Origin of the sequence: Georgenia sp. TF02-10 (assembly GCF_022759505.1) — a bacterium.
Lineage (GTDB): Bacteria > Actinomycetota > Actinomycetes > Actinomycetales > Actinomycetaceae > TF02-10.
This window is the reverse complement of the sequence record NZ_CP094289.1, coordinates 1055409-1068441: the sequence shown is the minus strand read 5'-3', so window position 1 is coordinate 1068441 and position 13033 is coordinate 1055409. Positions and strand designations below refer to the sequence as shown.

The 13033-nt window shown below is 76.1% G+C and carries 8 protein-coding genes; 2 read left to right on the top strand and 6 right to left on the bottom strand.

The genetic code is table 11. From position 1 onward, the window contains the following. Positions 1-27 precede the first annotated feature (27 nt). Positions 28-1785 carry a polysaccharide biosynthesis C-terminal domain-containing protein gene (locus MF406_RS04795; RefSeq protein WP_242896851.1) on the bottom strand — a complete coding sequence of 586 codons (1758 nt, stop codon included), beginning with the start codon at positions 1783-1785 and terminating at the stop codon, positions 28-30. After that, positions 1782-3560: a hypothetical protein gene (locus MF406_RS04790; protein ID WP_242896850.1), complete on the bottom strand. Its 1779-nt coding sequence runs from the start codon at positions 3558-3560 to the stop codon at positions 1782-1784. Before MF406_RS04790 ends, MF406_RS04795 begins: the two co-directional genes overlap by 4 nt. A gap of 99 nt (positions 3561-3659) precedes the next feature. On the opposite strand from MF406_RS04790, the gene MF406_RS04785 reads away from it, so the two are divergent. Further along, entirely contained in the window at positions 3660-4136 is a 477-nt protein-coding gene (locus tag MF406_RS04785) for a UDP-N-acetylglucosamine transferase subunit ALG14 (protein ID WP_242896849.1), read from the top strand. Between the two features lie 7 nt (positions 4137-4143). Here MF406_RS04785 and MF406_RS04780 read toward each other — a convergent pair whose 3' ends face one another. Continuing rightward, complete coding sequence (locus MF406_RS04780; protein WP_242896848.1) at positions 4144-4290, bottom strand: hypothetical protein; 147 nt, start codon at positions 4288-4290, stop codon at positions 4144-4146. 28 nt (positions 4291-4318) lie between these two features. On the opposite strand from MF406_RS04780, the gene MF406_RS04775 reads away from it, so the two are divergent. Continuing rightward, the gene (locus MF406_RS04775) at positions 4319-5809 is read left to right on the top strand and encodes a sulfotransferase domain-containing protein (RefSeq protein ID WP_242896847.1); all 1491 of its coding nucleotides are present in this window, start codon (positions 4319-4321) and stop codon (positions 5807-5809) included. A gap of 40 nt (positions 5810-5849) precedes the next feature. Here the strand turns inward: MF406_RS04775 and MF406_RS04770 are convergent, their stop codons facing one another. The 3 genes from MF406_RS04770 to MF406_RS04760 all read right to left on the bottom strand — a co-directional run bounded on the left by MF406_RS04770 (position 5850) and on the right by MF406_RS04760 (position 12783). Next, positions 5850-7919: an ABC transporter ATP-binding protein gene (locus MF406_RS04770; RefSeq protein WP_242896846.1), complete on the bottom strand. Its 2070-nt coding sequence runs from the start codon at positions 7917-7919 to the stop codon at positions 5850-5852. 77 nt (positions 7920-7996) lie between these two features. Continuing rightward, the gene (locus MF406_RS04765) at positions 7997-9064 is read right to left on the bottom strand and encodes an acyltransferase (RefSeq protein ID WP_242896845.1); all 1068 of its coding nucleotides are present in this window, start codon (positions 9062-9064) and stop codon (positions 7997-7999) included. After that, positions 9064-12783 carry a PKD domain-containing protein gene (locus MF406_RS04760; protein ID WP_242896844.1) on the bottom strand — a complete coding sequence of 1240 codons (3720 nt, stop codon included), beginning with the start codon at positions 12781-12783 and terminating at the stop codon, positions 9064-9066. Before MF406_RS04760 ends, MF406_RS04765 begins: the two co-directional genes overlap by 1 nt. Positions 12784-13033 lie beyond the last annotated feature (250 nt).

Genomic DNA, 13033 nt, shown 5'->3' with positions numbered 1-13033 from the left:
CGTTTCCGCGGCCTCCAGCGGACCTGGTCACGACCGTGGGCCAGGGCGGCGGTCCGCCGGTCGTGGGCGCTGCAGGATCGTCCGCAGGCGGAGGGCGTCGGACATCCGCCACAGGATCACGGCGTAGCCCGCCGCCCCGACCCCGGCGGCGACGAGCACCGCGTTGGTGCTCCCCCAGGCCGCATCGGCGGCCCACGGCAGGAGCCCGAACAGCGCGAGGCAGGCGGCGCCCATGCCGAGCGCCGTGGTCGCCAGCGGGGTGATCCGCAGGTGCCGGGCGACCTGGACGGCACCGAGGAGGTTCCGGACCAGGATCGCCGCCGCCCAGGAGACGGCGGCGCCGGCGACACCGAGCCGGGGGACGAGCAGGAGGCAGCCGACGACGTCCACGACGAGCGCCGTGCCCGTGTTGGTCAGCGACAGCACGCTGCGCCCGCCCATGAGCAGGAGGACGTCGACCGGTCCCATGGCGGTGGCCACCAGCATGGTCAGGGCGAGGATCGTCAGGCTGGCTCCGCCGGCGGCGTACCCGGCGCCGAAGATCAGCTCCAGCAGCACGGGGGCGAGGACCGCGACGAGGAGGTAGAGCGGCCAGGTCAGCGCCACGCTCCACAGGGTGAGCTGGTGGTACACCGACCGGACCGCGTCCCGGCTGTCCACCGCGATCAGCCGAGCCAGCTGGGGCTCGCTCACCTGCTGCAGCGCCTGCGTCGCGAGCTGGCCGACCACGAGGAACCGGGTCGCCGCCGTGTACACCGCGCTGGCCGCCGGGCCCGCGAGCGCCGCCACGATGGCGATGTCCGCCCGCTGCAGGGCCACCTGGAAGAACCGGGCGGCGCCCCGGGGCAGGGTGAACCGCCAGAACTGGGCGACCCCCGGGTCGGAGCCGGCGGCACCGTCGGTGGGCGGCTGGGCGGTGCGCGGCTGGGCGGTGTCGTCGGTGGGTGGCTCAGCGGTGCCGTCCGCGGGCGGCTCAGGCACCGCCGGGATGGGCACGTCCGCGGCCGGGACGGGCGGTTCCACCAGTGCCGGGGCCCCGTCCACCGGGCCGGCCGCGGCCGCGTCCGGCTCGTCGCTGCTCCGGCGCAGGGCGGCGACCCCGGCGAGCAGGCCGAGGAGGTAGGGCAGCGTCCAGGCCACGGCCAGCCAGAGGGCCGGTGCGGCCGCCGCGGCGGCCACGGCGAGCAGCCCGACCTGGAGCACCGGCCGGCCGATGCGTTCGACCAGGATGGTCGGCCGCATCCGGGACCGTCCGCGGGTGACGGCCAGGACGAGGTCGTAGCACGCGGCCACCGGCAGGGCGAGCGCGAGCACGCGCAGCATGTCCGCCGCCGCCCGGCTCGTCTCCTCGTCGGCGATGAGGCCGGCCACGGGCTCGGCCAGGACCAGGCCCACCAGCGCGGCGACCCCGCTCACGGCGAGCACCAGCCGGAAGCCGGAGCGCCGGATCGGACCGTTCCGCCACTGCCGGCCCAGGGCGATGTTCCGGGCGTGGAACCGCACGAACCCCTGGTCGACCCCTACCTCGACGAGGGACAGCGCCACCAGGAAGACCGAGGTGGCCGCGAACAGCGAGCCGGCCAGCGTCGCCGGCACGCTGCGGGTGACGACGACGACGATGGCCAGGTTCGCGACCGCGCCCACCCCCGCCGCGGCGAGGTTGGCGCTGCCCGCCCGGGCGATCCCGCGGATCGCCGCCCGCCCGGCCGCGTCGAGCTCCCGTGCCCCGCGGCGGCGATCGGGCCTAGCCCCGGGCCGGGCGCCACGACCGGCGGACCGGGTCAACGCCCGTGGCCGGTGCCGGCCGCAGAAGTCTCCGCCGCGCCGGGCTCGCCGCCGTCCGGGCCGGATCCGCCGACGTCCGGCCGCTCCCCCGCCGCGCGGGGCACGGCGGCGCCCGGCTCGGCCCCGGCCGCGCTCGGCCCCGCGCCGTCCGGCCGGTCCCCCGACCGGCTCGGCTCACCGTCACCCGGCAGGCCCCCGGCGGCGCCTCGCTCCCCGGCCGGGCCGGCAGCGCCCACCGGCTGCCAGCCGCCGCCCGGGCCGCCCTCGTGGGCGCCCGTCAGCGGGGGGCCGGCCGGGGCGCCGCCGCGGCGGCTGCGCCGCGGCGGCGCGACGAGCAGGACGCCGTCCCAGCGGGCCCCGACCTCCGTCAGCAGGCGGGCGGCCTCGACGACCTCGGGCTCCCGGGTGAGCCCAGTGGCGGCGACCACGACGGTGCCGTCGGCGACCCGGGCCAGGGCGCTGCCAGTGGCGGAGTGGGCGCTCGGTCCGACGAGCAGGACGAGGTCGTGCCGCGCGGCCAGGCCCCGCACGAGCTCGGCGAACGCCGGCTGCTGGACCGGGTGCGCCAGCGCCTCGGGGTCCGGCCCGGACGGCAGGACCTGGACCTGCGGCCCGACGCCACGGACGGCGGCGTCGGCGGTCACCGCACCGGCCAGCACGTCGCTCAGCCCCGGCCCGGACAGCTCCGCCGGGACGGCAGGGCCGGCGAGCACCAGCACGACCGACCGCCCGGCAGCCCCTGCGGCGGACGCCAGGCCCAGCGCGGGCTCCAGGGTCGCCACGTCGGGGCCCGCACCGACGACGCAACGAACCTCCCGCGCTCCGGTGCCCAGCCGCAGGGCGTTGCGCACCACCTGGTACTCCTCGTCCGCCCGGCCCGTGGTGGAGGACGCGGGGACCGGGCCGAGCACCGGGACGTCGAGGTCGGCAAGGTCGTCGGCGGTCCGGACCCGGGTGTCCAGGTGCTCCTGGACCAGGGCGAGGATCAGGCCGCCGACGAGCAGGCTGACCGCGAGGCCGAGCCCGATGAGCAGGGGCGGGATGCCCTCGGGCTCCTCCGGCTGCACCGCCGGGCTGATGATCTCCCCGGCGGTCAGGGCGGTGCTCTCGGCGTTGGACCGCTCGATCCGGAGCTGGCCGAGCTGGCCGGCGTAGATCCGGACCTGCTCCTGGAGGTTCACCACGTCGGCGGAGGGGGCGGCGGGATCGGACGTCCCGAGCGCCGTGGCCAGCTCCGTCGAGGTCTCCTCCTGCAGCGCCTCCAGGGAGTCGATCTGCTCGTCGAGCCGGACGACCTGCTCCCCCACGATCTCCGCGGCCCGCTCCTGCCGGTACTCCAGGTAGGACTCGGCGAGGGCCTGCGCGCCGACCTGCGCCCCCACCGGGTCCGGCGCCGCGAAGGAGATCCGGACCACCTGAGAGTTCGAGGGCACCTCCGTGGTGGTGCGCTGCGGGGCGTCCTCGCCCAGCTCGGTCCCGTCCGCCGCGGCGTCCTCGCGGGCCTGCCGCACGACGGCGTCGGAGAGCACGAGCCCGGCCTCCGTGGTGAGCGCGGCGAGCTGCTCCTGACGCGTCTCGGGGGTGGTCGGCGAGTAGGGGTTGCCGACCAGCGGCTGGAGGAAGACGACCGCGGTGGAGCGGTACTGCTGGTTGTCGGTCAGCACGGCCGCCGCCCCGGCGAGGACCCCGAGCAGGGCGGCCAGCACGATCGTGAGCCACCGGTGCCGCAGCGCGTTGCGGTAGAAGTCCGGACGAGAGGTGCCCGCTGAAGCCATCGACCGTCTTCCTTCGTTCGGGGCCGCCGGTGCCCAGGTGAGCGCTAGTGTCACACGGAGCACCGCCGCCCGTATCGGGAACCGCGCGAAAGGCCCGCCATGACGACGTCGGCCCCTGAGGGGGAGCAGCGGGTGCTGCTGGTCGCCTCGACCGGCGGGCACCTCGCCCAGCTCATGGTGCTGCGCCCCTGGTGGTCGAGGTACCCGCGGACCTGGGTCACGTTCGACAAGGCGGACGCCCGCTCGGCCCTGGCCGGTGAGGACGTCGTGCACGCCTACCACCCGACCACCCGGAACGCCGCCAACGCCGCCCGGAACCTCGCGCTCGCGCGAAAGGTCCTCGCCGACCGGCGGCCGGCGCTGGTCGTCTCGACCGGGGCCGGGGTGGCCGCCCCGTTCTTCCTCGTCGCGGCCTGGCGGCGGATCCCGACGCTGTACCTGGAGGTCTTCGACCGGGTCGACTCCGCGACCATGACGGGGCGGATGTGCCGGCCGCTGAGCACGGCGTTCTGCGTGCAGTGGCCCGAGCAGTTGCGCCGCTACCCCGGCGCGGAGTATGTCGGGGCGCTGCTGTGAGCGTTGGTCAGCCAGGGCCGGCGCGGCCCGCGCCGACGACGGCTACCTCGACGGCGGCGGGCGACGGAGTGACGGCGGCCGCCTCGACGCCGGCGACCTCGGGCGGGCGTGCGGCGGCCGGCCCCGCCACGTCGGCCGCGCCGGCGACGGACACGGCGCAGCTGCCCGGCACCCGCCCGCTCGTGCTGGTGACCGTCGGCTCGGACCATCACCGGTTCGACCGGCTGGTCCGGTGGGTGGACGCGTGGGCCGCGACCCGCCCGGTCGACTGCCTTATCCAGCACGGCCCGGCCGCGCCGCCGGTCACGGCCATGGGCGTGGACTTCCTCCCGCACGAGGAGCTGCTGCGCCTGATGGCCGCCGCGGACGCCGTCGTCGTGCAGGGCGGACCGATGTCGGTCGTGGAGAGCCGCGCGGCAGGACGCCTGCCGGTCGTGGTGCCGCGGCTGGCTCGCCTGGACGAGGTCGTCGACGACCACCAGGTGGCGTTCAGCCGCCGTTGGGCCGCGGAGGGCCGGCTGCTGCTCGCCGAGGACGAGGCGGCCCTCGGCCGCGCCCTCGACGCCGTGCTCGCCGACCCGGCCGTGGCCGCCGTCGGCCCGGACCCGCGGCACGAGGCGGAGGTGGCCCGCGCCGTCGCCAACGTCGCCCGGGTGGCCGACGGCATCCTGTCCCGCACCCCCGGGAGCGGGCCGCCGGTGCTCATGATCGGCGGCGCGGGGCGCAGCGGGTCGACGCTGCTCGAGCGGTGCCTGGCCGAGGTCCCCGGGGTGACCGGCCTCGGCGAGGTGCTCCACCTGTGGGAGCGGGGGGTGGACCAGGACCAGCTCTGCGGCTGCGGGCAGCCGTTCTCCCGGTGCCCGTTCTGGACGGAGGTCGGCCGGCGGGCGTTCGGCGGGTGGCCGAGCCTGGACGCCGCCGCCCGGGTGGCCGACCGGGCCGACGTCGTCCGCGGCCGGAACCTGCCGGCGCTGGTCAGCGGGGGCCTGCGGCCCGCGTGGCGGCTGAAGCGCCAGCGCCTGCTGCGCCACCTCGACGCCCTGTACCGGGGGGCGCACGAGGCCGCCGGCGGCGGGCTGCTGGTCGACTCCAGCAAGCACCCCGCCTACGGCTACCTGCTGCGGGACGCGTCGGTGCGGCTGCGGTGCGTGCTCGTGGTGCGCGACCCGCGCGGGGTGGCGTTCTCCTGGTCCAAGGCGGTCGTGCGGCCGGAGGTGACCGGGGCGGAGACGCTCATGCCGCAGTACTCGGCCGGGCGGGTCGCGCTGGACTGGCTGTCCTACCGGGTGCTCATGCGGGGCCTGGCGCTGCTGGGCGTGCCGCTGCTGACGGTCCACTACGAGGACTTCGTCGCCCGGCCCCGCGAGGTGGTGGCGGAGGTGCTGGCCTTCTGCGGCATTACCGCCTCCGCCGCGGACCTGGCCCACGTCCGGGACGAGGAGGTGTCGCTGACCGCGCACCACACCGTCGCCGGGAATCCGATGCGGTTCCGGACCGGTGCGATTCCGGTCCGGCGGGACGACGGCTGGCGCACCGGGCTGGCGCGCCGGCCCCGCCTCGTCGTCGAGGCGCTGACCCTGCCGGTGCGCTGGTGGGACGCCCGGGCTCGGCGGCGGCGGACCGGCAGCGGCCGAGCCCTGCGACGGCGACCGCCGGGCCCCGCCCGGGCCTGAGGGTCACGGGTCCTGGCTCCGGCTCGGGCCCCCTGCCGGGTCAGGCGTCCTGCTGGGTGAACTGGGTCTCGTACAGCTCGGCGTAGAGCCCGCCGCGGGCGAGGAGCTCGGCATGGGTGCCCCGCTCGACCACCCGGCCGGCGTCCAGGACCGCGATCGCGTCGGCCCGGCGCACGGTGGACAGCCGGTGGGCGATGACGATCGAGGTGCGCCCGGCCATGGCCGAGTCCAGCGCGAGCTGGACCGCCGCCTCGGACTCCGAGTCCAGGTGCGCCGTCGCCTCGTCCAGCACGACGACGCGCGGGGCCCGCAGCAGCAGCCGGGCGATCGCCACCCGCTGCTTCTCCCCGCCGGACAGCCGGTGCCCGCGGTCCCCGACCACCGTGTCCAGCCCCTGCGGCAGGCGCCGGACCAGCGGCTCGACGTGCGCGGCGCGCAACGCCGCGTAGAGCTCCTCGTCAGTGGCCTCGGGGCGGGCGTAGGTCAGGTTGGCCCGCACCGTGTCGTGGAAGAGGTGGGCGTCCTGGGTCACCACGCCGACGGCGGCGTGCAGGCTCGCCTGGCGGACCTGCCGCAGATCCAGCCCGCCGATGCGCACCGCGCCGGCGGTGGGGTCGTACAGCCGCGCGACGAGGCTGGACAGGGTGGTCTTGCCGGCGCCGGACGGACCGACCAGGGCGAGCATCGTGCCGGGCTCGACCCGGACGGAGACGCCCTTGAGCACCTCCTCATCGTCGCCCCGCAGCCCGGCGCCGGCGGTGATGACCGCACCGTCCCCGGGACGTGCGCCCACGCCGTCGGGGATCCCACCGTCCCCGCCGCCCGCGGGGCCGGTCCTGACCGCACCGTCCTCGCGCCCTGCGGCCGTACCGTCGGGGATCCCCCCGTCCCCGCGGCCCGCGCGGCCGGTCCTGACCGCACCGTCCCCGCCGCCGCCGTCGGCGGGCGGCAGCCCCTCCAGGGACGCCAGGGCGACCCGGGCCCCGCTGGGGTAGGCGAAGCGGACGTCGTCGAGCTCGACCGACAGCGGCCCGTCCGGCAGGTCCACGGCGTCCGGGGCGTCGACGACCAGCGGCTTCAGGTCGAGCACCTCGAAGACCCGCTCGAAGCTGACCAGGGCGCTCATCACGTCCACCTGGACGTTGCTCAGCGCGGTCACCGGGCCGTACAGGCGCCCGAGCAGCCCGGCGAAGGCGACCAGCGTGCCGACCGTGACGGCGCCGTCGATCGCCAGCACGCCGCCGAGGCCGTAGACCAGCGCGGTGGCAAGGGAGGCCATGGCGCCGAGCGCGGCGAAGAAGACCCGGTTGCTCATCGCGGTCCGGATGCCGATGTCGCGGACGGCGGCGGCCTTGGCGGCGAAGTCGGCCTCCTCGCGGGCGGGCGTGCCGAAGAGCTTCACGAGCAGAGCGCCGCCAACGTTGAACCGCTCGGTCATCCGGTTGCCGAGCTCGGCGTTGAGCTCCATCCCCCGCCGGTTCAGGCCGGCGAGGCGGCGGCCCACCCGGCGGGCGGGCAGCAGCAGGAACGGGACGACCGCGAGCGCCAGCAGGGTGATCTGCCAGGACAGCGCGACCATCGTGACGAGCACGACCGCCACCGAGATGAGGTTGGCCACCACCCCGGACAGGGTCGAGGTGAAGGCCCGCTGGGCGCCGATGACGTCGGAGTTCAGCCGGGTGACGAGCGAGCCGGTCTGGCTGCGGGTGAAGAAGGCGATGGACTGGCGCTGGACGTGGGCGAAGACGTCGGTGCGCAGGTCGTAGATGAGCCCCTCGCCGATGCGGGCCGAGAACCAGCGCTGCAGGAGGGTCAGGGCCGCCTCGGCCACGGCCACCAGGGCGACCAGGCCGGCGAGGATCACCACGAGCCGGCGGTCGCCGGTGGCGACGCCGTCGTCGATGATGCGCTGCAGCAGCAGCGGGGTCGCGACGACGAGCAGCGCGCCGAGGACGACGAGCAGGAGGAACCAGGTGATCTGGAAGCGGTACGGCGCGGCGTACCGGAGCACGCGGCGGGTGGTGCCCGGGGTGAGCCGGTGGTCCGCGACGGAGGCGTCCTGGCGGAGGCTGTGCCCGAACCCGCCGGGCCCGCCCATGCCGGCGGTCATCCCGCGGTGCTCCCGGGGACGGTCGTGGCTCTCACCACCTCAACCTACCCCGCGGCGTCCGCCGCGGGTCCGGCGGCTCAGCCGGGCCGGGCGGCGTCCGCGGCTGCGGGGGCGGGTCGTAGCGTCGGCCGCGCCGTTCGGTAGCGGCGGGCCGCCACCTGCGCCGGCCGCTCGATCCACGTCCACGAGGCCCAGGCGAGCGGGAGCGTCAGGGCCACCGTCGCGGCGATGTAGAGCGGGACGCCGAGCCGCGCGGCGCCGACGAGCCCGAGGAGCTGCGCCACCGGGAAGGCGTAGACGTAGACGCCGTAGGAGATGTCGTTGCGGGCGCCGACGCGCTGCAGGGGCAGGCGCGCGCCGCCGTAGATCACCAGGTACGCCAGCGGGAGCGCACCCCACGCCCCGACCGTCCCCGTGGCCAGCAGCACGCCGAGCGCGCCGCCCGCGCCGACGGCCAGGCGCCAGTCCGCCGGCACGCGGTCCGCGTAGCGGCAGAGAACGGCCCCGGCGAGGAAGAACGACCCGAGCCGCAGCCCGGCCTGAGCACCGTCGGAGACCGGCAGGTCGAGGGCACGGGTGAGCCCGTGCACGAGAGCGACCACCACGAAGAGGGCGAGGGTCGGCCAGCGGTGCCGGCGCGCGTAGCGCCAGAGCAGCAGCAGGCCCACCGCGCAGTAGCACAGGAACTCCCAGAACAAGGTCCACAGCGACAGGTTCCAGGTGGTCGGGTAGGGCACGGCCGGGAGGGTGTCCGCGATGCCTGGTTGGGAGATCCGCAGGGTTGAGTTGGCGGCAACGTACGTGGCCGCGCTGACCGGGTCCCAGCTGCCCTGCCAGAGGGTCGAGAGGGGCGCGAGGACGGCGGCGGTGACGAGCAGCGCGACCCAGAAGGCCGGGTAGATCCGCGCACACCGTCGCCAGAGGAACCGTGGCAGGTCGAGGCGCATCCGGCTCGTGGTGATGAGCCACCCGGAGATCGCGAAGAACCCGGCGACAGCCCAGCCGCCGATCTCCAGGTCGCCCCAGTGGTAGGCGGCACCGCCGCTCGCCACCATCGGCGCGTGGCTGACGATGACGAGCAGGGCCAGGCCGAGACGGAGGGCGTTGAGGCTGTTGCTCCGCATGTCGAGCGCGTCGACGAGCATCACCGCATGGCCTCGCTGCCCGGCTGGCTGGGCTCCTCACCTGAGCCAGCAACGGGGGGTTCCACGCCGGCTCCCGCCGCGGGGGCATGCGGAGCGGGCGCCGATGGGGCCGCGGACGGTGCGGTGGGCGCGGCGGGCTCCGGGACGACGGCGGCCGGCGGCCCGCCGTCGTCAGCGGCGCCGTCCGTCGCCGGCTCGGTCGCCGCGGCCTCCGGCGGTGCCGCGTCCGTGCTGGCCGGTGGTGCCGCATCGGCGGTCGCCGCCCCGGTGGCCGGCGGTGCCGCATCCTCGGCGGCGTCCGTGGCCGCCGGCGCGGTGGCGTCCGCCGCCGCCGCGGCGCTGGCGGGGCGGATCACGATGGTCGCCATGACGGCGTTCGCCGTGGCCGAGGTCGCGGTGGCGGTCAGGCCGCCGGCCGTCGAGCCGCTCACCCCGCCGCCGCTGTCGGCGTACAGCCAGCTGAGGTGGCCGGCCCCGGTCCCGGCGCCGGTCTGCCGCACGGCGAGCCCGCCCGGCGGGGTCCACCCGGTTGTGCTGGCGGTCTTGTCCGCCCAGTACGAGGCGACCCAGTCCCCCGGGGAGGCCGGCAGCGTGGGTGTGGTGTGCGCCGCCCGGGAGGTCCGCTCCGGCTCCATGGCGATGGTCGCCCCGGCCAGGTCGGCGCCGCGGTAGGCGGCCACGACGACGTTGCCCCGCTGATAGCCGGAGGTCCCGACCGTGATCGTCCGGCCGGCGTCGGCGGCCGTCGCCGCCTTCGTCCAGATGACGCCGGACATGGACGTCGTCGAGGTCTGGGCGGCCTGGGTCCAGCCGGCCGGGCCGGTCACCGTGCCGCCGGCCGCGTTGGTCGCGAAGGTCGCGACGAGCAGGTCCCCGGCGGCCACGGCGGCGGGCACCTGGGCGCTGTGCTGGGTGGCCGATCCCGTGGGCTGGGTCGCGCTGGACCCGACGAAGGCCAGGTCCGACGTCGGCGGCGGTGGTTCCTGCGCCACCGTGACGGTGCGGGTGAGGGTGCTGGTGGCGCCCCGGTCGTCGGTCACCGTCAGCCGCACCGGGTAGTCCCCGGCGGCCGGGAAGGTGTGCGTCTGGGTGGCCCCGGTGGCCGCGCGCCCGGCGAGGTCCCAGGCGTGCCCGACCACCCGGCCGTCCGGGTCGGTGGAGCTGGACCCGTCGAAGGTGCAGGTGAGTCCGGTGCACTGCTGGGTGAACGCGGCCACCGGGGGCTGGTTCGCCGGGGGTGGCGGCGGCGGGGTGGTGCCGGGCAGGGCGATCAGGGCCCGGCCGCGCCAGTCGGCGCCGTCGCTGCCCGGGCCGCTGACGATCTGGTCGGGGCCGGTGACCTGACCGTCACCGACGTTCCCGGTCCAGCCCAGGCGGTGCAGGTTGCCCGTGGCGTCGGCCCAGAAGACGCCGTCGCCGGCGAGGAACATCCCGCGCACCGCGCTCCAGGTCATGCCGGGCAGGTTCCCGCTGTGCGTGAAGCGCTGGGCGCCGACGATGCCGCTCTCGACCTCGAAGTAGCGCATGAAGAGGCTGCTCTGGCCGGCGAGGGTGTAGTAGATCCGGCCGTGCGTGTAGAACAGGCCGGTCATGGACTGCATCTCGGCGGCGAACGTGCCCAGGCCGTGCAGGTCCAGGGTGGTGGCGGGACCGGCGGTGCCGTCGCGGAACGGCCGGCGGGTCAGGGTGCCGTCGGCGCCGGCCAGGTAGAGCTGGCCGTCGGCGAGGAAGCCGCCGCGCACGCCGTCCCAGGGCACGTTGCCGGCGGCGAGCGGCCGGGCGGCGCCGCCCTGGTCGCCGTCGAACGGCCGCACCTGGGCCGCGTTGGTGGTCCCGGTGCCGGGCGGCGGCGCGTCCAGGTCGACGATCTCGATCCCGTTGATCAGCGGGTTCTCGGTCACGTGCCGGAGCTCGATGTTGACCGTGCCGTCGCTGACCACGTCGAAGGCGCGCATGGTGCCGACCCGGTGCCCGACCTGGGCGACCAGGTCCAGGTCGTCCAGGACGACGTTGTTCTCCAGCGCGACGTCGAAGACGCGCGAGCCGGGGGTGGCGGTGCAGTCGCAGGAGTTGGCCAGGTACAGCCGCACCTGCACGTTCCGCCCGGCCGGGACGGGGAAGTTCCACTGCAGCTCGGGGGCGTCGCCGGAGTCCCACCGCTCGCTGGCGAAGAGCGCCCGCGGGGCGGTGGCCGGCACCTCCGGGGTCACGGTGGGCACCGGCGTCCACGTCGCCGCGTTGCCGGTGTTCCGGTAGGTGCTGCCGGGCGGCTCGGTGTCGCCCACCCAGTCCGGGCCGTTGTCGATGGCGGGCAGGGTCCCGGCACCGGCGTTGACCCGGTACAGGTACCGCGCGTCGGCGCTCTGGACGGCCCCGGTCTGGATGACGTCCACCGGCAGGTCGGGGGCCTCCGGGCGGGGGATGATCGTGCCGCCCGCGCGGGGGAAGTAGGCGATGCGGCCGCGGTACTGGAAGCCGGCGATCCGGTCGGTGTCCGAGCCCACCCAGAGCCCGTCGCGGACGGCGAGCAGGTCGAAGACCCCGCGGCCGCGGGTGCGTCCGGGGTCCCAGGACAGCGGCATGCCGTTGACCGGGTCGAGCACCCCGATGCCCTCGCGCTCCACGGCGCCCTCGCCGGGGGCGTCGCGGCCGAACGGGTTGTTGACCCAGCGGTGGTGGCCGCCGATGTAGATGGCGTCGCCGACTGCCTCGACCGCGTAGACGCTGTCCCCGCCGGTGTAGTTCACCCAGGTGGGGTTCAGGGACGACCCGCGCGCGGCCGTCTCCCAGCGGGAGATGGTGTCGCACAGGGTCGGCGGCCCGCTGCCGTAGCCGCCCATCGAGGAGAGGATGAAGTAGGACCCGTCGGGCGCGAAGTCCAGGTCGTTGAGGTAGTACTCGAAGGAGGCGTAGCACTCCGGCTTCCACCGGTCGGTGTGCCAGGCCGCCAGCGTCGCGCCCGCGGGGGTGAGGTCGAGCATCGCGACCTGCACCCGGTCCTGGCCATTAACCGTGGCGAAGTTCCCGGTGGCCACCAGGGTGGTGCCGGCGGAGTTGACGTCGAACTTGTGCACGTGGGTGGTCCCGCCGCGATGGGTGCCGGCGAAGGCGAGGTTGACCCCGGGGCGCAGCGCCCCGGTGCCGGGGTCGAGCTCGGCGAGCGCGGTGCGGGTCTGGTTGCCGATGCGGGTGAACTCCCCGCCGATGAAGAGGCGGCTGCCGACGAGCTTCATGTCGTGGACGACGCCGCTGATGCTCGGCGGGGCGAAGGAGGCGATCCGGGCGCCGTCGCTCAGCCGCAGCCGGACCACCCGGGTGCTGGTCGCCCCGTTCACGGCGCCGAACTGGCCACCCACGTAGACGCTCTGCCCGTCCGCCGCGGGCACCACCGACCGCACGCTGTTGTTGACGTTCGGCGCGAAGGTGGCGCTGATCTGCCCGGTGCGCTTGTTGAACGCCACCAGGCGGTTGCGGGTGAGCACCGGGCCGCCGTTGGCGGCCTGGACCTGGGTGAAGGACCCGCCGAGGACGATCGTCTCGCCGACCTCGGCCACCGAGAAGACGATGCCGTCCAGGACGTGCGGGGTGAACGCGGCGGGTGAGCCGCTGACCACGCCTTGGTGCTCCACCTCGGCCGCGCCGGCGGCGGACTGCCCGAGCGCGGTCGGGGCGACGAGCGCGAGGACGAAGAGCAACGCTGCTAATGCACGACGACGCATGATCGCGTCTCCCTCCAGTGGGGCACCAGGACGACGGCGCCCCCCGGGGAGCCCGCTGAGGGACAAGGGAAGCAGCGGGGCGGCCCGGCGGAGGCTGACGAGCCCGGATGATCACCGGGTGAATGCCCGGCTGCCCGGCAGGGTGAAGTCCTCACCAAGAGGGGGAGACGGCGCGTGAGCGCGCCGGTCGGGTGCCACGGGCGTGGGGGCTCCAGACCGGGTACGGCCCCGACGGCGATGGCCCCTCCCC

What these genes read in the sequence shown, in the direction of transcription:
- MF406_RS04760 (WP_242896844.1), bottom strand. Translation starts at nt 12,783, where the DNA reads ATGCGTCGTCGTGCATTAGCAGCGTTGCTCTTCGTCCTCGCGCTCGTC.
- MF406_RS04770 (WP_242896846.1), bottom strand. Translation starts at nt 7,919, where the DNA reads ATGACCGCCGGCATGGGCGGGCCCGGCGGGTTCGGGCACAGCCTCCGC.
- MF406_RS04785 (WP_242896849.1), top strand. Translation starts at nt 3,660, where the DNA reads ATGACGACGTCGGCCCCTGAGGGGGAGCAGCGGGTGCTGCTGGTCGCC.
- MF406_RS04790 (WP_242896850.1), bottom strand. Translation starts at nt 3,560, where the DNA reads ATGGCTTCAGCGGGCACCTCTCGTCCGGACTTCTACCGCAACGCGCTG.
- MF406_RS04765 (WP_242896845.1), bottom strand. Translation starts at nt 9,064, where the DNA reads ATGCTCGTCGACGCGCTCGACATGCGGAGCAACAGCCTCAACGCCCTC.